Annotated in this window: 19 protein-coding genes, 3 tRNA genes and 1 pseudogene; 12 read left to right on the top strand and 11 right to left on the bottom strand. The window is 72.8% G+C overall.

All coding sequences use genetic code 11. From position 1 onward, the window contains the following. Positions 1 to 17: 17 nt before the first annotated feature. Complete coding sequence (locus tag ABEA53_RS15990) at positions 18 to 947, bottom strand: NADP-dependent oxidoreductase (protein ID WP_345482314.1); 930 nt, start codon at positions 945 to 947, stop codon at positions 18 to 20. Between the two features lie 125 nt (positions 948 to 1,072). After that, a complete protein-coding gene (locus tag ABEA53_RS15985) occupies positions 1,073 to 2,050 on the bottom strand; it encodes an SDR family NAD(P)-dependent oxidoreductase (protein WP_345482313.1) in 978 nt (325 codons plus the stop codon). A 51-nt stretch (positions 2,051 to 2,101) separates the two neighbouring features. Between ABEA53_RS15985 and ABEA53_RS15980 the strand changes: the two genes are divergently transcribed. From ABEA53_RS15980 to ABEA53_RS15970, 3 genes are all read left to right on the top strand, one after another. Further along, positions 2,102 to 2,686 (top strand): TetR/AcrR family transcriptional regulator, encoded by a 585-nt coding sequence (locus ABEA53_RS15980; protein ID WP_345482312.1) that lies wholly within the window; start codon positions 2,102 to 2,104, stop codon positions 2,684 to 2,686. 93 nt (positions 2,687 to 2,779) lie between these two features. After that, positions 2,780 to 3,736 carry a prolipoprotein diacylglyceryl transferase gene (gene lgt / locus ABEA53_RS15975; protein WP_345482311.1) on the top strand — a complete coding sequence of 319 codons (957 nt, stop codon included), beginning with the start codon at positions 2,780 to 2,782 and terminating at the stop codon, positions 3,734 to 3,736. 242 nt (positions 3,737 to 3,978) lie between these two features. Next, on the top strand, positions 3,979 to 5,202 hold the full coding sequence (locus tag ABEA53_RS15970) for a GAF domain-containing protein (protein ID WP_345482310.1): 1,224 nt from the start codon (positions 3,979 to 3,981) through the stop codon (positions 5,200 to 5,202). On the opposite strand, the gene ABEA53_RS16960 is transcribed toward ABEA53_RS15970, so the two are convergent. The 5 genes and pseudogenes from ABEA53_RS16960 to ABEA53_RS15950 form a co-directional block, all read right to left on the bottom strand. Continuing rightward, positions 5,192 to 5,533: an AMP-binding enzyme gene (locus tag ABEA53_RS16960; RefSeq protein ID WP_425550646.1), complete on the bottom strand. Its 342-nt coding sequence runs from the start codon at positions 5,531 to 5,533 to the stop codon at positions 5,192 to 5,194. The genes ABEA53_RS15970 and ABEA53_RS16960 overlap by 11 nt on opposite strands. 127 nt (positions 5,534 to 5,660) lie before the next feature. Then, positions 5,661 to 6,818 (bottom strand): annotated as a pseudogene (locus tag ABEA53_RS15965) (AMP-binding protein); the annotation flags it as partial. Between the two features lie 218 nt (positions 6,819 to 7,036). Continuing rightward, positions 7,037 to 7,110, bottom strand: a tRNA-Met gene (locus ABEA53_RS15960). A 41-nt stretch (positions 7,111 to 7,151) separates the two neighbouring features. Then, a tRNA-Thr gene (locus ABEA53_RS15955) sits at positions 7,152 to 7,223 on the bottom strand. A 567-nt stretch (positions 7,224 to 7,790) separates the two neighbouring features. Further along, complete coding sequence (locus ABEA53_RS15950; RefSeq protein WP_345482308.1) at positions 7,791 to 8,663, bottom strand: aldo/keto reductase; 873 nt, start codon at positions 8,661 to 8,663, stop codon at positions 7,791 to 7,793. A gap of 68 nt (positions 8,664 to 8,731) precedes the next feature. On the opposite strand from ABEA53_RS15950, the gene ABEA53_RS15945 reads away from it, so the two are divergent. From ABEA53_RS15945 to ABEA53_RS15930, 4 genes are all read left to right on the top strand, one after another. Next, positions 8,732 to 9,178: an FAS1-like dehydratase domain-containing protein gene (locus tag ABEA53_RS15945; protein WP_345482307.1), complete on the top strand. Its 447-nt coding sequence runs from the start codon at positions 8,732 to 8,734 to the stop codon at positions 9,176 to 9,178. After that, positions 9,175 to 9,582, top strand: a complete 408-nt coding sequence (locus tag ABEA53_RS15940) for a MaoC/PaaZ C-terminal domain-containing protein (protein WP_345482306.1) — start codon at positions 9,175 to 9,177, stop codon at positions 9,580 to 9,582. Before ABEA53_RS15945 ends, ABEA53_RS15940 begins: the two co-directional genes overlap by 4 nt. Continuing rightward, the gene (locus ABEA53_RS15935) at positions 9,579 to 10,793 is read left to right on the top strand and encodes a UDP-N-acetylmuramate dehydrogenase (protein ID WP_345482305.1); all 1,215 of its coding nucleotides are present in this window, start codon (positions 9,579 to 9,581) and stop codon (positions 10,791 to 10,793) included. The genes ABEA53_RS15940 and ABEA53_RS15935 overlap by 4 nt, the downstream gene beginning before the upstream one ends. Before the next feature lie 130 nt (positions 10,794 to 10,923). After that, complete coding sequence (locus tag ABEA53_RS15930) at positions 10,924 to 12,174, top strand: polysaccharide pyruvyl transferase family protein (RefSeq protein ID WP_345482304.1); 1,251 nt, start codon at positions 10,924 to 10,926, stop codon at positions 12,172 to 12,174. A 27-nt stretch (positions 12,175 to 12,201) separates the two neighbouring features. Here the strand turns inward: ABEA53_RS15930 and ABEA53_RS15925 are convergent, their stop codons facing one another. The 4 genes from ABEA53_RS15925 to ABEA53_RS15910 are packed head-to-tail and all read right to left on the bottom strand — an operon-like array spanning position 12,202 to position 15,740. Then, positions 12,202 to 13,047, bottom strand: coding sequence for an ABC transporter permease (locus tag ABEA53_RS15925; protein WP_345482303.1), 846 nt, complete (start codon positions 13,045 to 13,047; stop codon positions 12,202 to 12,204). Next, positions 13,044 to 13,892, bottom strand: coding sequence for an ABC transporter ATP-binding protein (locus ABEA53_RS15920; RefSeq protein ID WP_345482302.1), 849 nt, complete (start codon positions 13,890 to 13,892; stop codon positions 13,044 to 13,046). The genes ABEA53_RS15925 and ABEA53_RS15920 overlap by 4 nt, the downstream gene beginning before the upstream one ends. Then, a complete protein-coding gene (locus ABEA53_RS15915) occupies positions 13,889 to 14,494 on the bottom strand; it encodes a Pr6Pr family membrane protein (RefSeq protein ID WP_345482301.1) in 606 nt (201 codons plus the stop codon). Before ABEA53_RS15915 ends, ABEA53_RS15920 begins: the two co-directional genes overlap by 4 nt. 40 nt (positions 14,495 to 14,534) lie before the next feature. Continuing rightward, positions 14,535 to 15,740: a pyridoxal phosphate-dependent aminotransferase gene (locus tag ABEA53_RS15910; protein ID WP_345482300.1), complete on the bottom strand. Its 1,206-nt coding sequence runs from the start codon at positions 15,738 to 15,740 to the stop codon at positions 14,535 to 14,537. A gap of 115 nt (positions 15,741 to 15,855) precedes the next feature. On the opposite strand from ABEA53_RS15910, the gene ABEA53_RS15905 reads away from it, so the two are divergent. The 5 genes from ABEA53_RS15905 (at position 15,856) to rplK (ending at position 18,910) form a co-directional block, all read left to right on the top strand. Further along, complete coding sequence (locus tag ABEA53_RS15905; protein ID WP_345482299.1) at positions 15,856 to 16,623, top strand: glucose 1-dehydrogenase; 768 nt, start codon at positions 15,856 to 15,858, stop codon at positions 16,621 to 16,623. Between the two features lie 96 nt (positions 16,624 to 16,719). Next, positions 16,720 to 16,792, top strand: a tRNA-Trp gene (locus tag ABEA53_RS15900). Positions 16,793 to 16,834: 42 nt separating this feature from the next. Then, positions 16,835 to 17,107, top strand: a complete 273-nt coding sequence (gene secE, locus ABEA53_RS15895) for a preprotein translocase subunit SecE (protein WP_345482298.1) — start codon at positions 16,835 to 16,837, stop codon at positions 17,105 to 17,107. Between the two features lie 92 nt (positions 17,108 to 17,199). Further along, complete coding sequence (nusG, locus tag ABEA53_RS15890) at positions 17,200 to 18,258, top strand: transcription termination/antitermination protein NusG (RefSeq protein WP_345482297.1); 1,059 nt, start codon at positions 17,200 to 17,202, stop codon at positions 18,256 to 18,258. A 223-nt stretch (positions 18,259 to 18,481) separates the two neighbouring features. Further along, on the top strand, positions 18,482 to 18,910 hold the full coding sequence (gene rplK / locus ABEA53_RS15885) for a 50S ribosomal protein L11 (protein ID WP_345482296.1): 429 nt from the start codon (positions 18,482 to 18,484) through the stop codon (positions 18,908 to 18,910). Positions 18,911 to 18,925: the final 15 nt, after the last annotated feature.

The following is an 18,925-nucleotide window of genomic DNA, read 5'->3' as shown; positions in this document are numbered from 1 at the left end:
GCTCGCCGCGTGCCGGGTCAGGGCAGGACGATCACCTTGCCCGCGATGCGGCCGGCCGCGCCCTCGGCGTGGAGGGCCTGCAGCTCCGTCAGCGGTATGCGGCGGGTCACCTCGACCGTCAGCTCGCCCGCGTCGACGAGCGAGACGAGCTCCGCGAGGCGCTCGCGGTTCGGCAGGACGAAGACCGTCGCCGCTCGGACGTTGCGGGCCTCGTCGCCCGGCGTCGCCATGAAGGCAGTGGTGCTGACGACCGCGCCGCCGTCGCGGACCGCGGCGACGTACGCCTGGAACTGCTCCGGATCGATCGGCGCGAGGTTCAGCAGCACGTCCACCTGTCCGTCGAGGGCGCCGAGCAGGTCGGTCGTCGTGTGGTCGACGACCTGGTCCGCACCCGCGGCCCGCACGGCCTCCCCGCTGCGGGGGCTGGCGGTGGCCACCACGTGCACGCCGGCGCGCTTCGCCAGCTGGATCGCGTACTTGCCGACGACGCCTCCGGCGCCGACGATCAGCAGACGCCGACCCGCGGTGAGCCGGCCGTCGTCGAACAGGGCCTGCCGAGCGGTGAGCGCGACCGAGGGCAGCGCCGCGGCATCGGCCAGCGGGATGCTCGTCGGTGCCGCGACGACCGCCTCGGCCGGGGCGACGACGTACTCCGCCGCGCCGCCGTCGCGGTCCATCGGCAGGAACGCGATCACCGAGTCGCCCACGGCGAGCCCCTCGACGCCGTCGCCGAGGGCGTCGACCGTGCCGGACACGTCGTACCCGGGCACGTGGGGCAGCTGGACCGGGATCGGGAGGAACCCGCCGCGCATGCCGTTGTCGGCCGCGTTGTAGGCGGAGGCCGCGACGCGCAGCCGCACCTGACCCGCGCCGGGCGTCGGCTGCTCGACCTCGCCGTACTGGAGGACCTCGGGGCCGCCGACCTCGTCGAACCGCACTGCCTTCATGATGATGCTCCCTCGTTTGGTGCTTCGAATTCGAAGCGGTGAGGCGAAGGTAGCATTGCTTTGAAGTCGAAGCAACAAGGCGCTGCCCTTCGTCGGCATCCGGTGACGAGCCGCTCCGAGCGGCGTCACGATCGCCCGTGCACCAGCTCCTCGGAGACCGTCCAGAGCCGCCGGGCGAGGCCGGGGTCGAGCGCCCACTGCTTCACGCCGTGCGGGTGCCGGACCAGATCCGCGTCGTTCGGCACCGTGCACGCCTCCCGCCCGTCGTCGAGGTAGTGCCCGCCGGTGCGGGCGAACTCGGGGCGCACCGCGGCGACGATCGTCGTCGCAGCGCCCTGCGCCGGGGTCTTGTAGGCGAAGGCGCCGGCTGCCTCCGCGGCGTCGAGGGACGCGCGCTGCCGTTCGGTGAAGTGGCGCTGCAGACCGGTCCTGATGCCGCCCGGGTTGACGGCGTTAGTGAAGACGCCGTCGGAGGACCAGCGTCGGGTCGCCTCGACGGCGAACAGCGCGTTCGCGGTCTTCGACTGCGCGTACGCGATCTGCGGGTCGTACTCCCGGCGGTCGAAGTGGAGGTCGTCGAAGTCGACGCCGGCGCGCATGTGCGCGGTCGAGCTGAGTGCGACCACCCGTGCCTCGCCGCGCTCGGCGGCGCCGCGGCGCAGCGCGTCGACCAGGCCGGTCGCGAGCGCGAAGTGGCCGAGGTGGTTCGTCGCGAGCTGCAGCTCCCAGCCCTCGCGGGTGCGCTCGAGCCCGCCCGTCACGATCCCGGCGTTGTTGATCAGCAGGTGGAGGGGGTCGTCCCAGCGATCGGTGAAGCGGGCGACGGACGCCCGGTCCGCCAGGTCGAGGTCGCGCACCTCCGGGGCCCGACGACCCGTCGCGGTCGCGATCCCCGCCGCCGCGGCCTCGCCGGCCCTCCGGTTCCGCACGGCGAGGACGACCTCGGCGCCCGCCGAGACGAGGGCCCGGGCCGTCTCGACCCCGAGGCCGGAGGAGGCGCCGGTGACGACGGCGCGCACGCCGTCGAGCGACGCGCCGGCCAGGACGTCGGCGGTCGTCGACGCGTGGGAGAAGGGCGTGGTGATGAGCTCGGATGCAGGCATCGTCGAACTATACGGAAAGCGCGAAACCTGTCTAGTCGTTACAGTGCTGCCATGGGTGACGGGCTGAGCGCAGCGCTCCGACCCGCGCCCGAGGGGCGGCGGGAGGCGGTGCTGGACGCGGCGCTGGAGACGTTCGCCCGCTTCGGCTACCGCAAGACGTCGATGGACGACGTGGCGGCCGACGCGCGCATCTCCCGGCCGGGGCTCTACTTCCTGTTCTCCTCCAAGGGGGCGCTCTTCCGGGCGGCGATCGAGCGCGCGATCGAGCTGGACCTCGCCATGGCCCAGCGGGCCCTCGCCGCGCCCGACCGGCCGCTCGTCGACCGGGTGGTCGAGGCGTTCGATCACTGGGCGGGCCGGTACGTCGGACCGATGGGCGACGTGCAGGCGCTCGTCTCGGACAACCCCGGTCTGCTCGGCCCCGTCGCCGCTGCGGGGCCGGACCGCTTCCAGCGCATGCTCGACGACGCGCTGCGCGCCGAGGTGCGCGACCCCGAGGCCGTCGTCCGGACCCTCATCAGCGTCTCCGTCGGAGTGAAGCACCAGGTCGCCGACCGCGTCGAGTACCTCGAGCGGCTGCGGACGGCCGCCGCGCTGCTGCTCGATCCCCTCGGGTGCCGCGCCTCGCGGGACTGAGAGCGGTCCGCCGCCCGACCCGGGCTGCGGGCCACCTGGTCGGACGCCGGCCTGCTGCGCGGCGGGCGGGCGCTCGGGGTGAGACTGGCGGTGATGAAGCCGTTCGCCTCCAGCATCCCCAGCCCGCCGGCCGCATGGGCGCAGTTCCACATCGGACCGCTGACCGTGCACACCTACGCGCTGTGCATCCTCGCCGGCATCGTCGCCGCGGTGCTCATCACCGGCGTGCGGCTGCGCCACCGCGGCGCACCGGAAGGCCTGGCCCTCGATGCGGCGATCTGGGCCGTGCCGCTCGGGATCGTCGTCGCGCGGATCTACCACGTGGTCACCCACCCGGGCGACTACTTCGCCGCGGGCGACGACCTCTGGAACGTGTTCGCGATCTGGGACGGCGGCAACGCGATCTACGGCGCCGAGATCGGCGGCGCCGTCGGGCTGTGGATCGCGTGCCGGCGCGCCGGGATCCGGTTCCTGTCCTTCGCCGACGCGCTCGCGCCCGCGCTGCTGGTCGCCCAGGCCACCGGTCGACTGGGGAACTGGTTCAACCACGAGCTGTTCGGGGTGCCGACGACGCTGCCGTGGGGCCTGCAGATCGAGGCCTCGAACCCGAAGTTCCCGCCCGGCCTGCCCGCCGGGACCCTATTCAGCCCGCTGTTCCTCTACGAGATCGTCTGGGACCTGCTCGGCGCGCTCGTCATCGTCCTGCTCGAACGGCGGGTCGCCCTGCGCTGGGGTCGCGCGATCGCCGTCTACTTCGTCTGGTACGGCATCGGCCGCGCCTACCTCGAGTCGATCCGCATCGACCCGACCAGCGGCGGTCTCCTCGGCGTGCCGGACAACGAGTGGACCTCGTTCCTCCTCGTCGCGCTGGGGGTCGTGCTGTTCGTGGTCCAGCTGCGACGGCACCCGGGGCCGGAGCCGGACGTCCGGCTGCCCCGGCTCGTCGATGCGCCGGCGGAGGATCAGGCGGTGCTGGACGTCCCGCGGCCGATGGCGTCGCAGCCGGTCGGGGCGCGGGACCCGGGTCCCGGCCTCGACGACGCGCGCTGAGCCGGGGCCGCCGGGCACGAGCGGACGGCCTCGCGGATCCGCGTGGCGGGCTCCGGCTGCACGAGCGCGTCCTGACGCTCGCCGATCGTCACCCGCGCCGACGGTCGTGCTCCTCCTCATCGCCGAGCGAGGGTCCCGAAGCCCGGCTCGTCCAGCGCGCGGTGCGCGTGTGCGACCCGTTCCGAGGGCCCGCCCGTGCGAGGGTTCCGGCGACCAGTCCCGTCGAGCGGATCGGACCTCACATGATCGACGATCTCGGAATCCGAGCAGCAGCGCGTCTCTGGTACGCCAAGACGCTCGCGGCTGCGGGCTCGGTCCCCTACGCCCGTGACGCGCCGTCGGCCCGTTCGGGCGAGGGCCCTGCGGACCACGTCCTGCTGCTGGGGAACGGACCGGCGCACGGGTGGGGCGTCGTGTCCCATCAGCTCGGGCTCTGCGGTCAGCTCGCGCAGGCGATCGCGAAGGCCACCGGCCGTGCCGCGGAGGTCGACTTCGTCGGTGCGGAGCTGATGAACGCCGAGTCGGCGGTGACCTGGCTCGGTGCCCGCGACCTCACCGGCTACGACGCGGTGGTCGTCGTCATGGGGCTGAACGACGCGGTGCGGCTCACGCCGGTGAAGGCGTGGGAGCGGGACGTCACCGCGCTGCTCGCGCACCTGCGGGCGGGCCTGCGGCACGACGCGCCGGTGGTGGTCTGCGGCGTCCAGGCGGTGACGTCCTTCCTGCAGATCACCCCGCTGATCGCACGCCTCGGGCAGCGGCGGGCGGACGCGATGAACGCGGTGACCGATCGGATCGCCGCCTCGACACCGAACACGACCTTCCTCCCGCTGGACCCGGCCGAGCTCGAAGCCGGCCGCTCGTGGGGATCCGCGATGAGCTACCGGAGTCGGGCGGACGGCATCGCGGCGGGCGTCGCTCCGCTGCTGGACGAGCACCGCGGCCGCGGCGCGGACCGTCGGCGGGCGAAGGTGGACGTGCAGCACTGGGCGTGGTCGGGGGCGCCGGACCTGCTCGCCGCAGCGGCTGAGCGGGGGACGCCGGAGCTGCGCCGCCTGGTGAACGCCGCCAAGCTCGAGTTCGCGGTGACCCTCGCCGTGGTGACCTATCTCGAGGGCGACCGGATGTGGTTCGCGGCGGCCTCCGCCGACACCCCGGTGTCGATCCCGCTGACGCTGTCGTACGACGCGCACGTGCCGGCCGACGGGTCGCTCGTCGTCCCGGATGCGGCGGGGGATCCCCGCTTCCGCACCAACCCCTTCATCCTGCAGTCGCACCTGCCGTTCTACGCGGGCCATCCGCTGCACGACCTGGGCGGGCGGATGATCGGCACCTTCTGCCTGCTCTCGGCACGGCCGCGCGCCGCGACGTCGATCCGCCCCGAGATGCTGCAGACCTACGCCGCGCAGGCCGAGGCCGAGCTGCACCGGATCGAGCGGGCGGCGCTCGGCCGGGTCACCGCGTAGCCGGGCCGCGCTCCGCGTCCGCGCGCTCCCGCAGGGCGGGCAACCGGACCTTGCCGGTGGCGCCGCGCTCGATGGTGCCGATGGAGATGTGCCGCGGCTTCTTGTAGCCGGCGAGGCGCGCGCCGACGTGCGCCTGCAGCTCCTCCACGGTGACGGTCGCGCCGAGCCGCAGCTCCACCGCCGCGGCGACCGCCTGCCCCCAGCGCTCGTCGGGCAGCCCGAACACCACGCAGTCGGCGACGCCCGGGTGCTCGGCGAGCGCGGCCTCGACCTCGGCGGGGTAGACGTTCTCCCCGCCGGTGTTCACGACGGCGTCGCCGCGCCCGAGCATCGTCACCGTCCGCCTCGAAGCGGGCCCAGTCGCCGGGCACGAGGTAGCGCGTGCCGCGCACCCGTCGGTAGACCGTCGCGGTGCGGACGGGGTCCTCGAAGTACCCCTCGGGCGTCGCACCCCTGTAGGCGAGCAGGCCGACCGCGCCGGGGACGGGTTCGAGCTCGTCGTCCTGCCCGTCGAGGAGGACGGCACCCGGCAGCAGCCGCAGTCGGCTGGGCAGCTCGTCGACGCCGCCGGTGCGGGACATCGCGAACGGACCGCCCTCGCTGGCGCCCACGATGTCGATCAGCTCCGCGTCCGTCCGCTCGAGCAGCGTGCGCTTGGTGCGGTCGCTCCACGCCATCCCCGAGCTCATCACGGTGCGGAGGGAGTCGAACCGCGCGTCCGGCCGCCGCCCCAGCTCCTCCGCCAGCGGCACCGCGACGGCGTCACCGGCGATGATCAGCCGCGTCACGCCGTGGGCCGCGACGGTCTCGAGCGCCGCCGCGGGATCGAACCGCCTCGACGGCAGGAAGACCAGCGTGCCCCCGGTCAGCAGGGTGTTCATCGCGTTGAAGAAGGCCATCGCGTGCATCAGCGGGGTGATCGGCAGCGTGACCGGGTGCTCGAGGGCCGGGTCGACGGCGAGGCCGACCGCCTCCTCGAGGTCGTGCGGGAAGTCGACGCCGAGCGTGCTGTACGCGGAGGTGAGCTGCGTGTCGAGCACGACGTCGTGCCGGTAGACCACGGCCCGCGGCATCCCGGTGGTGCCGCCGGTGAGCAGGAAGATCCGGTCCGCGCCCGACCGGTCGCACCCGGGCGCCCGCGCTCCGGCGATCGCTTCAGCGAACGGCACGCCGGTCGCGGGCGCCGACCCGTCCTCGACGGCCACCAGCACGGGCGGCTCCGCCGTGCCGGCCGAGGCCGCGACCAGGCGGTCGACGAGCGAGGCCGCGACGACGACGACGCGCGGCCGGGTCATCTCGACGACGTGCCGCAGCTCCGCCTCGGCGTACCGGAAGTTGAGGTTGACGGGGACCGCGCCCAGCTTCATCGCCGCGTACATCGACACGACGTACTCCGGCCGGTTGTTCAGCAGGCAGGCGACGCGATCGTCCCGCTGCACGCCCTGGTGCTGCAGCCATCCGGCGAGCCGCGCTGCGCGGTCCTCCAGGTCGCCGAAGGACGTGCGCTCGTCCCGCCAGACGAGCGCGGCGCGGTCGGGATCCGCCTGCGCGATGCGGTCCCAGATCGTCGACCAGTTGACCGACAGCGCAGGTCTCCGAAGCGGCGGGAACGACATGACCGAACTCTCCGTCATCGGCGGGGCTGCGCGGGCTCGACGCGCAGGCGGACCGGCCGCGCATCCGTCGGGGTCAGCCCGCGGGCTCCGTCGGCCGATCGCCGCGGGTCCGTCCCGGTCCGACCCGCGGGTCCCCCTCCGTCGTGATGCGGAGGAAGGGCGTCGCTCCCGCGGGGAACGGCGAAGGCCCGGAGATCCGCAGAAATCCGGGCCTGTTGTAGCGGGGGCGGGACTTGAACCCGCGACACCACGATTATGAGCCGTGTGCTCTAACCACCTGAGCTACCCCGCCGCGAGGACGTGCGGCCGCGGGGTGCGCGGTCGGCCTGTCCGAGCCCCGAAAGAGGATTGAACTCTTGACCTTCTCCTTACCATGGAGATGCTCTACCACTGAGCTATCGGGGCCTGCATCGAGCCCGTCACCGGGCCGGAAGCGACGACGACTCTAGCATCCCGCTCCCGCTCTCCTCCTCGCCGTGACGTGCCGTGTCGGTGCGGCGTGCGATCGTGCTCCCGCGACGTCGACACGCCGCGACACGCGGGCCCGCGAGGCTCCGATCCGCGTCGTTCCGGGCCTGCTGCCTGAATCGTTACCGACACAACATGTAGGGGGTCGACTCCCCAGGTGCCCCGGTATATGGTGGTTCCACTCGCTCAGGGAGCGGGGGCATCGAACACCCGCCGCCGACTGGGGAAGGTCGACGGCAGCGAGCGGAAGGAGCGTCATGAACTTCGACACGGAGAGCATCGACGGCTACGCGATTCCGGTCGACCCGATGGATCTGCTGCAGTGCGACAGCTGCCAGTGACACGGTCGACCACCGATCGCTGACCACGGTCACGAAGGGCCCCTGCGAATCCCGATCGCAGGGGCCCTTCGCCGTTCCCGGCTCCTTCGCGCGGTGGCCGTGGCGTCGCGCGGCGGGCATGCGCGCCGCGCGACGCCGCAGGGAACGCGCGACGTGGAGGCGGCTACTCGGCGAGCGTCGCCAGCTCCTCCTCCGTCAGGTGCAGCTCGGCCGCTGCGGCCGAGTCGCGGATCGTCTCGGGGCGGGAGGCGCCCGGGATCGGGATGACCACCGGCGCGAGCGACAGCTCCCACGCCAGCGCGACCTGCTGCGGGCTCACGCCGCGGTCGTCGGCGATGCGCTGGAACGCCGCGTTCGTCCTGCCGAGACCCCCGGCGTTGCCGATGCCGCCGAGCGGGCTGTAGGGGAGGAAGGCGAGCCCGAGGTCCGCGCAGAGGCGCAGCTCGTCGAGGGACGAGCGGAACGACGGCGAGAACTGGTTCTGCACGGACACGATGCGGCCCTGCGTCAGCTCCATCGCCTGCTCGATCTGGTCCGTGCTCACGTTGGAGAGGCCGGCCATGCGGATGACGCCCTCGTTCAGCAGGTGGTTCAGCGCGCCCACCGACTCGGCGAACGGCACGCGGGGGTCCGGGCGGTGGAATTGGTAGAGGTCGATCACCTCGACGTCGAGGGCGACGCGCGACGCCTCCGCGGCCTCGATGATGTGCTGCGCGGTGCCGTCCTGGGTCCAGGAGCCGTCGCCGGGGCGCAGGTGGCCGCCCTTCGTGGCCACGAGCACGTCGGCCGCGTCGCCCTCGTAGGTGTCGAGCGCACGCGCGATCAGCCGCTCGTTGTGGCCCGTCTCGCCCGCGAGCAGGTGGTAGCTGTCGGCCGTGTCGATCAGCGTGACGCCGGCGTCGAGCGCCGCGTGGATCGTGGCGATGGAGCGCGCGTCGTCGGGGCGGCCCTCGATCGACATGGGCATGGCGCCGAGCCCGACGGCGGACACGGCGCGGGAGCCGATCAGGCGGGAGGGGAGGGAGGTCGTGGTCATCCTCCGAGTCTCGACGAGCACGTTCGAACGCCGCCTGGGCGGCGCCCCCCTGACCTACGATGCCTGCCATGAGCGTGGCCGTGGATCTCAAGGGCAGGTCGTACCCCGACACCGCCCCCTACCTCGTGGGGCGGGAGAAGGTCCGCGAGTTCGCCCGCGCCGTCGGCTCCTCCGACCCGCTCAGCCTCGATCCGTCCGCCGCGGTCGCGGCGGGCTACCCGGACGTGGTGGCGCCGCCGACCTTCGCCGTGGTGGTGCAGGACCTCACCCTCGCCCAGCTGCTCGCCGACGAGAGCGCGGGCGTCGACTTCTCCCGCGTCGTCCACGGCGACCAGCGGTTCTCCTTCTCCCGGCCGATCGTCGCCGGCGACCTGCTGACGGCCGCGATGACGGTCACCGAGGTGAAGACGCTCGGCGGCAACGCGATGGTCACCGCCGAGTCCGTGATGCGCGACGGCGACGGCGCGCACGTCGTCACCGCCACCTCCACCCTCGTGGTCCGGGGCGACGCATGAGCGGCGAGCAGCTGACCGTCGGCGAGGTCGTCGCCACCGGCGCCGTCGACGTCGACCGCGACGACCTGGTGCGCTACGCGGGCGCCTCCGGCGACTTCAACCCGATCCACTACCGCGACGACGTCGCGACCTCCGTCGGCCTGCCCGGCGTGCTCGCGCACGGCATGCTGACGATGGGCCTCGCGGTCCAGCCGGTGGTCGAGCGCTTCGGCGGCGACCGGATCCGCGACTACCAGGTGCGGTTCACCCGCCCGGTGCCCGTGCCCCCCGAGGGCTCGGTGCGGCTCGAGCTGGAGGCGAAGGTCGGGCTCGTCGAGGCGGACGAGGCCCGCATCGACGTCGTCGCCAAGGTCGGCGGCCAGACCGTGCTCGGACGCGCCCAGGTGCGCGTCGCCCTCCGATGAGCGCCGAGTCCGCCGCCGGCACCGACCTGCGGCTCGCCGACCTCACCACGATGCGCGTCGGCGGCGCCGCGCGCCGCGTGGTCGTCGCCCGCACGGACGAGGAGGTCGTGTCGACCGCCCTCGAGGCGTGGGGGCAGGACGAGCCGCTGCTCGTGCTCGGCGGCGGATCGAACGTGGTCGTCGGCGACGACGGCTTCGACGGCACGGTGCTCGTGGTCGCCACGCAGGGCATCGAGCGCCTGCCGGCTCCCGCGCCCGCCCCCTCCGGCCCGCCCTCGCGCCCGGAGGACCGGCTGCTGTCGCTGGAGCGCTCGCTGCGCCCCGCCCAGCACCGCGAGGCGGTGCGCGTCCGCGTGCAGGCGGGGGAGTCGTGGGACGGCCTGTGCGCCGTCGCGGTCGAGCAGGGCCTGAGCGGCATCGAGGCGCTGTCCGGCGTGCCGGGCTCCTGCGGCGCCGCGCCGATCCAGAACATCGGCGCCTACGGCCAGGAGCTCGCCGCGACCCTGTCGGCGGTCGAGTTCCTCGACCGGGAGACCGGCACCGTCCGGCGCCTGCCGGCCTCCGAGCTGCGGCTCGGCTACCGCACCAGCGTCTTCAAGCAGGGGCTGACCGGGGTGGTGCTCGCGATCGAGCTCGTGCTGCACCGGGACCTCGGCGACGGCCCGGCCCTCAGCTCCCCGATCGCGTACGCGCAGCTCGCCGACGCGCTCGGCGTGCCGCTCGGCGCGCGGGTGCCGATCGCGGCCCTGCGCTCGACCGTGCTCGCGCTGCGCAGCTCGAAGGGCATGGTGCTCGACGACCACGACCCGGAGTCGGTGAGCGTCGGCTCGTTCTTCACCAACCCGATCGTCAGCGAGCGCTTCGCGCGCACCCTGCCCCACGACGCGCCGCGCTGGCCGACCGCCGGCGACGAGCCCGACGTGGTCGTGCCGCTCGGCGCCGCCCTGCCGGACCGGCCCCAGCGCGCCGGGGAGCCGCGGGTGAAGCTGTCGGCGGCATGGCTCATCGAGCACTCCGGCATCCGGCGCGGGTTTCGCCTCCCCGGTTCCGACGCGCACCTGTCGCGCAAGCACACGCTCGCGATCGTGAACGGCGGCTCCGCGAGCGCGGCCCAGGTGCTCGAGCTGGCGCGCTACATCCAGCACCGGGTGGAGGGCGAGTTCGGCGTCGCCCTGCAGCCGGAGCCGACGATGGTGGGCACCTCGATCTGACCGCGGGCCATCGGCATGTGAAGGCGTGAGGCGTGCGGTCGTCGGCGCGCCGTCCATGTCCCGGTCAGGTTCCGACCTAGCGTCCTCCTGCGTACCCCCCGAAGGGTGGGCACTGAGGGGAGACCGACCGATGCCACGAATCCTGCTCCGGGCGCACAAGGATCCGTTCCGCGTCGCATCGCCGCGCGCGGTGTACAAGAAGAACCTCATCGGCGAGAACGTCGGCAACCTGCTCTTCAGCAGCGCGAGCTACAAGCTGCTGCAGACCTCGGGCACCGAGATCGAGGTCGGCTCGCTGAAGGGCGGCAAGGCGGAGGCGGACCGCATCAACGCGACCGTCGACCACGTCGTCATCCCCCTCGCGAACGCCTTCCGGCCGAGCTACGCCGCGACCCTCGACCGCATGAGCGAGACGATCGAGGCGCTGAACGTGCCGGTCACCGTGCTCGGCGTCGGCGCGCAGATGCGCATGGACGGCAAGGTCGACCGCCTCGACGTCGTCAGGGACTCCGTCGTCCGCTTCGTGAAGGCCGTGCTCGACAAGTCCCCGTCGATCGGCGTGCGCGGCGAGTTCACCGACTCGTACCTGCGCGGCCTCGGCTTCACGGACGTCGACGTGATCGGCTGCCCCTCCGTCTTCCTGCACGGCCCCGGCCTGCGCATCGACAAGAAGGTGCCGGCGCTCACCACCGAGTCGCGCATCAGCCTGAACCTGTCGCCGTACGTGCCGGGCCTCGGCCCCGTGGTCGAGCGGCACACCGCCCGCTACCCGAAGCTGCGGTACGCCGCGCAGCACCGCGACGCCCTCGGCATGCTGCTCGACCCGTACCACCGCAGCAAGGAGTTCAAGACGGACCAGCTGGTCCTGCCGACGCACCACGAGCACCCGCTCGTGCGCGACAACCGCACCAGCTTCTTCGTCGACCCCGAGCCGTGGATGCGCTACCTCGCCGGCTTCGACTACAGCTTCGGCACCCGGATCCACGGCAACATCGCGGCGCTGCTGGCCGGCACGCCCGCGACGGTGCTCGCGCACGACAGCCGCACGCTCGAGCTCGTGCGCTTCTACGACATCCCGCACCGCACGATGAAGCAGGTGACGCCGGAGACCGACGCGGCGGAGCTGTACGCGGAGGCGGACTTCACCGCCTTCAACGAGCGGCACGCCGAGCGGTTCGACCTGTTCGCCGACTTCCTCGGCGCGCACGGCCTGCGGCACGTCTACGAGCCGGGGGAGGACCCCACGCGGTTCGACCGCCGCGTCGACGCGATCCGCTGGCCGGGCGACGCCGGCGCCGGCCCGCGCGCCGTGAAGGTCGCGACGCGCCTCGCCGGTGCGCTCGCGCCGCGGTTCCGCCGCGCGCGCGTCGTCGCCGCCTGACCCTCCTCGAGGCCCCGGAGGGACGGATCAGCCGTCCCTCCGGACCCAGCGGAAGGTGAGGCGGGCGGCGACCAGTCCCACGACGGTCCACGCCACCAGCACGAGCGCCGCGGTGCCCAGGTCCCAGGTGCCGTGCTGCTCCGCGGCGGCGAACCGTTCGGGCAGGAACGCGGACCGCATCCCCTGCGCCACCCACTTCACGGGGAAGAAGCCCGCGACGGTCTGCAGCCAGTCCGGCAGGTCCGAGAAGGTGAAGTAGACGCCGGAGACGAACTGCAGCACGAGCAGGATCGGCACGATGACCGCGCTCGCCGACCGCCCGGTGCGGGGGATGCCGGAGATGCCGATGCCCAGCACGGCGGCCATCAGGATCGACAGCAGGAAGACCCAGGCGAACCGGAACCAGTGCGTCGCGTCGCCCGGCAGGGCCACGCCGAACAGCAGGTGCGCCACGGCCAGCAGCAGGACGAGTTGGATCGCCGCGGTGACGAGCACCGACCCGGCCTTGCCGATGAAGTACGACACGACCGGCAGCGGGGAGCCGCCGAGCCGCTTCAGGGTGCCGTCGCTGCGCTCCTGCGCGATCGCGATGCCCAGGTTCTGGATGCCCGACAGCACGACGCCCGCCGCGACGAGCCCTGGCAGGTAGTAGGCGGCCACGCTGATGCCGCCCGTGCCGTCCGGTCGGACGCCGATCGGGTCCCGGCTGCTGAACGCGGCGGCGAAGACCAGGAAGATCACGGTCGGGAACAGGAACGTGAAGAACACGGTGTCGCGCTCGCGGAAGTACTGGCGCACCTCCCAGACGACGCGGCCCGCGCCGAGCCGCAGCGTCCGCCCGGGCCGCAGGGCGCGGCGCTCGGCGACGGTCACGCGCCGCCCCCGTCCTCGATCAGCCGCAGGTAGACCTCCTCCAGCGAGGGCCGCCGGATCTCCACGTCCCTCGGCTCGCGTCCGGCCGACTCGACCAGCCGGGCGACGAGGGTCGCGGGCTCGCCGGTGCGCACCTCGTGCAGGCCGTCGCCGTCGCGCCACCGCACGATCGGGATGCGCGCCTCCGGCGACCCGATGCCGTCGACGGGACCGATGTCGAGCAGGCGGCCGGAGGCGATCACCGCGACCCGGTCGGACAGCTCGGCCGCCTCGTCGAGGTAGTGGGTCGTCAGCAGGATCGTCGTCCCCTCGTGCTTCAGCCGGGTCACGAGGTCCCAGAACCGGCGCCGCGCCTCCGGGTCGAACCCGGTGGTGGGCTCGTCCAGGAACAGCAGCTCGGGGCGGCCGACGATGCCGAGCGCCACGTCGAGCCGGCGCCGCCGACCGCCCGAGAGCGCGCGGATGCGGGTCCTCGCGTCGTCCGTGAGGCCGACGGCCTCGAGGGTCTCGTCCACCGGTCGCGGGGAGGGGAAGAAGGAGGCGACGTGCGCGAGCATCTCCCGCACCGTCGCCGTGCCCGCCTCCGTGCTCGACTGCAGCACGATGCCGATCCGCGCCTTCCAGTCGACGCCGGCGGTGCCGGGGTCGACGCCGAGGACCCGGGCGGTGCCGCCGGACCGGCGGCGGTAGCCCTCGAGGATCTCGATGGTCGTCGACTTGCCGGCGCCGTTCGGGCCGAGCAGGGCGAAGGTCTCGCCGCGCTCGATCGTGAAGGACACCCCGTCGAGCGCGGTGCGGTCGCCGTAGCGCTTGGCGAGGTCCTCGACCTCGACGACCGACGTCATGCGGTCCTGCGTCCGAGGGGGAGGCGGAGCAGCGCGGCGGCGCCCGCGAACGCGCCGGCCACGAGCAGCACCCATGCGGCGACGACGCCGTAGCCCTGCGAGGGGGAGAGGAAGGGGTAGGGGACCCAGCCGTCGGTCGCGCCGCGCACGAGCACGACCGCGGTCCAGACGAGCGGGTACACGAGCACGAGCGGCAGCAGCCGCACCGCGGGCCGGCGGCGGTCGGGCGCCAGCAGGAGGTCGACGAGCGCGGCGACGGGCGTGAGCGCGTGCAGCACGAGGTTCGCCCAGGGCAGCGGGACCCCGCCGGCCGCGGCGAGCGGCGCGAGCAGCGCCCAGTACACGACGCCCACGATGACGAGGTAGGTCGCCGCGCACCACCGCACCACCGACCACGCGGTCGTGACCGGCGTGCGGCGGAGCAGGCGCACCGCGCCGATCACCGCGACCACCGCGCCGATCACGTTCGACTGGATCGTGAAGAACCCGAAGAAGTCGAAGGGGCGCACCGGCCCCACGGCGAGGAGCGTGGCGACCACCGCCGCGACGACGAGCGCCGCGACCACCAGGCGGAGCGCGGCGGTCACCACGGCGGACGGCATGCTCAGAACCTAGGGCCGGGCGCGCCGCTCGCGATCCCGATCAGGCGAAGAAGTCCGCCAGACGGGCGACGCCCTCGGCGAGCTGGTCGTCGCCGAGCGCGTAGCTGAGTCGCAGGTAGCCGGAGGGGCCGAACGCCTCGCCGGGCACGGTCGCGACCTCGAGCCGCTCGAGCAGCAGGTCCGCCAGCTCGAGCGTGGTGGTCGGCGTCGTGCCGCCCCACTCTCGGCCGAGCAGCGCCGACACGTCGGGGTAGACGTAGAAGGCGCCCTGCGGCGTCGGGGTGCGGAAGCCGGGGATCGCGTTCAGGCCGCCGACGATCGCCTGCCGACGGCGGTCGAACGCCTGCCGCATCGCCTCGATCGGCTCGGACGGCCCCGTCAGGGCAGCGATCGCCGCCCGCTGCGCGACGTTGTTCACGTTCGACGACAGGTGCGACTGCAGGTCGTTCGCGCCCTTGATCGCAGCGGCCGGGCCGATCATCCAGCCCACGCGCCAGCCGGTCATCGCGTAGGTCTTCGCGACGCCGTTCACGAGCACGGTCTGGTCCGCGAGCTCCGGGACCGCCTCGACGATCGAGATCGCGCGGATCCCGTCGTAGACGAGGTTCTGGTAGATCTCGTCGGTCATCACCCACACGCCGTGCTCGAGCGCCCACTCGCCGATCGCGCGGGTCTCCTCCTCCGTGTAGACCGCGCCGGTCGGGTTGGAGGGGGACACGAACACGAGCAGCTTCGTGCGGGGCGTGCGGGCGGCCTCGAGCTGCTCGACGGTGACCTTGTACTCCTGGTCGGCGCCGGCGAAGACCTCGACGGGCACGCCGCCGGCGAGCTTGACCACCTCCGGGTAGGTGACCCAGAACGGCGCGGGGATGATGACCTCGTCGCCCTCGCCGACGAGGGTCTGCACGGTCTGGAACACGGCGTGCTTGCCGCCGTTCGTGACAATGACCTGAGCGGGGGAGACCTCGAGCCCGCTGTCGCGCAGCGTCTTCGCGGCGATCGCCTCGCGGAGGTCCGGCAGGCCGGCCGCCGCCGTGTAGTGGTGGTTGCGGGGGTCGCGGGCGGCGCGCTCGGCGGCCTCGACGACGTGCTGCGGGGTGTCGAAGTCGGGCTCGCCGGCGGCGTAGCTGACGACCGGGCGACCGGCGGCCTTCATCGCCTTCGCCTTCGAGTCGACCTTCAGCGTCGCGGACTCGGCGATGCCGGCGATGCGGGGCGAGATGGGTGCGGGAGCGGTGCGCGACACGCTGCCCGAGCCTACCGAGCGGGGCTGCGGCGTCCAGGGCGTGCGGACCGGATTCAGGTGCGGGGGTGCACCCTGCCGATGGGCCGGCGTCGGTCCGCGGAGAAGGGAGTGCCCCGTGCTGCTCGAAGGCAGGTCGGTCGTCGTCACCGGAGGGAACTCCGGCATCGGGAAGGCCATCGTCCTGGCCATGGCCGCGGAGGGGGCGCAGGTGGTCGTCGACTACGTGGCGCACGAGGACGCCACGGACCGGCTGATCGCGCAGGTGGAGCAGGCCGGCGGCAAGGCGGTCGGCGTGGAGGCGGACATCTCGAAGCCCGACGACCTGCACCGCATGATGCAGACCGCCGTCGACTCGTTCGGACGGCTCGACGTGCTCGTGAACAACGCCGGCGTCGAGACCCGGCAGTCGCTCCTCGACACCACCGAGGAGGACTACGAGAAGGTCATGGGCATCAACATGAAGAGCGCGTTCTTCGCCTCCCAGGCGGCCGCGAAGCGGTTCATCGACCAGGGCGACGGCGGCCTCATCCTCAACATCTCGTCGGTGCACGAGGACTGGCCGATGCCCGGCAACATCGCGTACTGCGTCTCCAAGGGCGGCATGCGCATGCTGACGCGCACGGCAGGCGTGGAGCTCGGCCCGCACGGCATCCGGATGGTCAACATCGCCCCCGGCGCCGTCGACACCCCGATCAACGCGTCGACGACGAGCAACAAGGAGCTGCTGGGCAAGCTGCAGGACGCCATCCCGCTGCACCGGCTGGCGGAGTCGAGCGACATCGCGGACGTCGCCGTGTTCCTCGCCTCCGGCAAGGCGTCGTACATGACGGCGACCACCGTCGTGGTCGACGGCGGCATCATGCAGGGCAGCGTCGGGCTCTGACCGCGGCGCGCCCCCGGACTCCGCGGGAGCCGCTGCTACACTTGCGGCGCCCATGCGGTGGCGGCGCGTCCGCGCGCACCTCGCAGGGGCAGCCCTAGGGCGGTGGCTCAATTGGTAGAGCAGCGGTCTCCAAAACCGCAGGTTGCAGGTTCGAGTCCTGTCCGCCCTGCGAGGTAGGTCCGACTTGGACGACGGCGAGAGGAGGACGCAGGTGGCACGCAGAGTGCTCGACGAGCCCGGCGAGGACGTCGTGGCGGTCGCGAAGCTCGAGCGACAGGCTCGGCGCGGGCCCTTCGCCCGAATCGCGCTGTTCCTCCGGCAGGTCGTCGCGGAGCTGCGCAAGGTGGTCACCCCCACCTGGCGCGAGCTCGTGACCTACACCGCGGTGGTGCTCGGCTTCGTCGTCGTGATGATGGCGGTCGTGTACGTGCTGGACCTCGGGTTCGGCGCGCTCGTGGTGTGGGTGTTCGCCGGCACCAGCTGACCTGCGGCGTTCCCGACAGCGGAACGCCCTCCGCCCGCGCACCCTCGCGGGCGACGACAGACGTAGACGATCCAGAAGGAATGCGAAGAACCGTGCCTAGGGACCCCCGCGACGACCTCGACCTCGAGCCGGAGTACGAGCAGGAGGCCGGTCCGGAAGAGGCCGACCCCTCGCTCGCCTTCACGGACGACTCCCACCTCCCGAGCCGCGCCGAGCAGCTCGAGACGGCGACCGAGGCCGAGCGCCTGAACGTCGTCCGCCAGGACGAGGAGGCGGACTTCGAGGAGGAGCTCGAGGCGATCGAGGAGGCCGCCGACCCGGCCGCCGACCGCGCGGTCGACGAGGCCCTCGAGGTGCACGACCCCTCCGACTACGACGCCGCGGCCGCCGCGAGCGACGACGAGATCGACGAGGCGTTCCAGGAGGCCGCCGCCGACGGCGACGGCTCCGGGGTGTCCGAGGGCATCGCCGCCGACGTGGCCGAGGACCAGCTCGACGCGGAGGCCGAGGACGAGGCCGACGTCGACCCGTACGAGGCGTTCCGCATGGAGCTCCGCGGCAAGCTCGGCAAGTGGTACGTCATCCACTCCTACGCCGGCTTCGAGAAGCGCGTGAAGCAGAACATCGAGCAGCGCAAGACGACGCTCGCGCAGGAGGACTCGATCTACGAGGTCCAGGTCCCGATGGAGGACGTGGTCGAGATCAAGAACGGCCAGCGCAAGCTCGTGAACCGCGTGCGCATCCCGGGCTACGTGCTGGTCCGCATGGACCTGAACGAGGAGTCGTGGTCGCTCGTGCGCCACACCCCCGGCGTCACCGGCTTCGTCGGCAACGCGCACAACCCGACGCCGCTGCGCTTCAACGAGGCGTTCGAGATGCTGAAGAGCATGGTCCAGGTCGCCGAGGCGCCTGTGAAGGCCGGTGCCGGCGCGACCAAGGGCGCCCGCGGCGCGACCGCCCGCACCCCCATCCCCGCCGAGGTCGATTTCGAGACCGGCGAGACGATCACGATCAAGGAGGGCTCGTTCGCGGGCCTTCCCGGCACGATCAGCGAGATCAAGCCGGAGAGCGGCAAGCTCACCGTCCTCGTGTCGCTCTTCGAGCGCGAGACCCCGGTCGAGCTGTCGTTCGACCAGGTCACCAAGCTCTGAGCCCATGGCCTCGGATCCGCGAGCGGTTCCAAGGCTGTGGCGTACCGAAGCGCGCTGCGCTCATCAGCACAGTGCGCTTCGGCTGACGCCCGAGGGTCGGCTTCTCGCCGATCGGGCGTAAGATCTTCCGTCGGCCTGCGGGCCGGTGGGACCACGCCGTGCACAGGCACGGAGGTGGGAGCAGACGCGGGCAGCCGCCCGCGTCTTCGAGAGAGAAGGAAACATGGCTCGCCAGAAGAAGGTGACCGGCCTGATCAAGCTCCAGATCAAGGCGGGCGCCGCCAACCCGGCGCCCCCGATCGGGCCCGCGCTCGGTCAGCACGGCGTCAACATCATGGAGTTCTGCAAGGCGTACAACGCCGCGACCGAGTCGCAGCGCGGCAACGTCGTCCCCGTGGAGATCACGGTCTACGAGGACCGCACCTTCACGTTCGTGCTGAAGACCCCGCCCGCCGCCGAGCTGATCAAGAAGGCCGCCGGCGTCGCCAAGGGTTCGGCCACGCCCCAGTCCGCGAAGGTCGGTCGCCTCACCCGCGACCAGGTGCGCGAGATCGCCCAGACCAAGCAGCCCGACCTGAACGCCAACGACCTCGAGGCCGCCGCGAAGATCATCGCCGGCACCGCACGGTCCATGGGCATCACGGTCGAGTAGGGAAGGCGGACACTC

It is taken from the genome of Amnibacterium soli (assembly GCF_039544415.1).
Classification (GTDB): Bacteria; Actinomycetota; Actinomycetes; order Actinomycetales; family Microbacteriaceae; genus Amnibacterium; species Amnibacterium soli.
The sequence above is the reverse complement of the archived record's forward strand: the minus strand, read 5'-3'. Positions and strand labels throughout refer to the sequence as shown.

Excerpts from the sequence above, each read along its gene's own strand:
- ABEA53_RS15990 (WP_345482314.1), bottom strand. The coding sequence starts at position 947 with ATGAAGGCAGTGCGGTTCGACGAGGTCGGCGGCCCCGAGGTCCTCCAG.
- ABEA53_RS15985 (WP_345482313.1), bottom strand. The coding sequence starts at position 2,050 with ATGCCTGCATCCGAGCTCATCACCACGCCCTTCTCCCACGCGTCGACG.
- ABEA53_RS15980 (WP_345482312.1), top strand. The coding sequence starts at position 2,102 with ATGGGTGACGGGCTGAGCGCAGCGCTCCGACCCGCGCCCGAGGGGCGG.
- lgt (WP_345482311.1), top strand. The coding sequence starts at position 2,780 with ATGAAGCCGTTCGCCTCCAGCATCCCCAGCCCGCCGGCCGCATGGGCG.
- ABEA53_RS15970 (WP_345482310.1), top strand. The coding sequence starts at position 3,979 with ATGATCGACGATCTCGGAATCCGAGCAGCAGCGCGTCTCTGGTACGCC.
- ABEA53_RS16960 (WP_425550646.1), bottom strand. The coding sequence starts at position 5,533 with ATGCTCGGGCGCGGCGACGCCGTCGTGAACACCGGCGGGGAGAACGTC.
- ABEA53_RS15950 (WP_345482308.1), bottom strand. The coding sequence starts at position 8,663 with ATGACCACGACCTCCCTCCCCTCCCGCCTGATCGGCTCCCGCGCCGTG.
- ABEA53_RS15945 (WP_345482307.1), top strand. The coding sequence starts at position 8,732 with ATGAGCGTGGCCGTGGATCTCAAGGGCAGGTCGTACCCCGACACCGCC.
- ABEA53_RS15940 (WP_345482306.1), top strand. The coding sequence starts at position 9,175 with ATGAGCGGCGAGCAGCTGACCGTCGGCGAGGTCGTCGCCACCGGCGCC.
- ABEA53_RS15935 (WP_345482305.1), top strand. The coding sequence starts at position 9,579 with ATGAGCGCCGAGTCCGCCGCCGGCACCGACCTGCGGCTCGCCGACCTC.
- ABEA53_RS15930 (WP_345482304.1), top strand. The coding sequence starts at position 10,924 with ATGCCACGAATCCTGCTCCGGGCGCACAAGGATCCGTTCCGCGTCGCA.
- ABEA53_RS15920 (WP_345482302.1), bottom strand. The coding sequence starts at position 13,892 with ATGACGTCGGTCGTCGAGGTCGAGGACCTCGCCAAGCGCTACGGCGAC.
- ABEA53_RS15915 (WP_345482301.1), bottom strand. The coding sequence starts at position 14,494 with ATGCCGTCCGCCGTGGTGACCGCCGCGCTCCGCCTGGTGGTCGCGGCG.
- rplK (WP_345482296.1), top strand. The coding sequence starts at position 18,482 with ATGGCTCGCCAGAAGAAGGTGACCGGCCTGATCAAGCTCCAGATCAAG.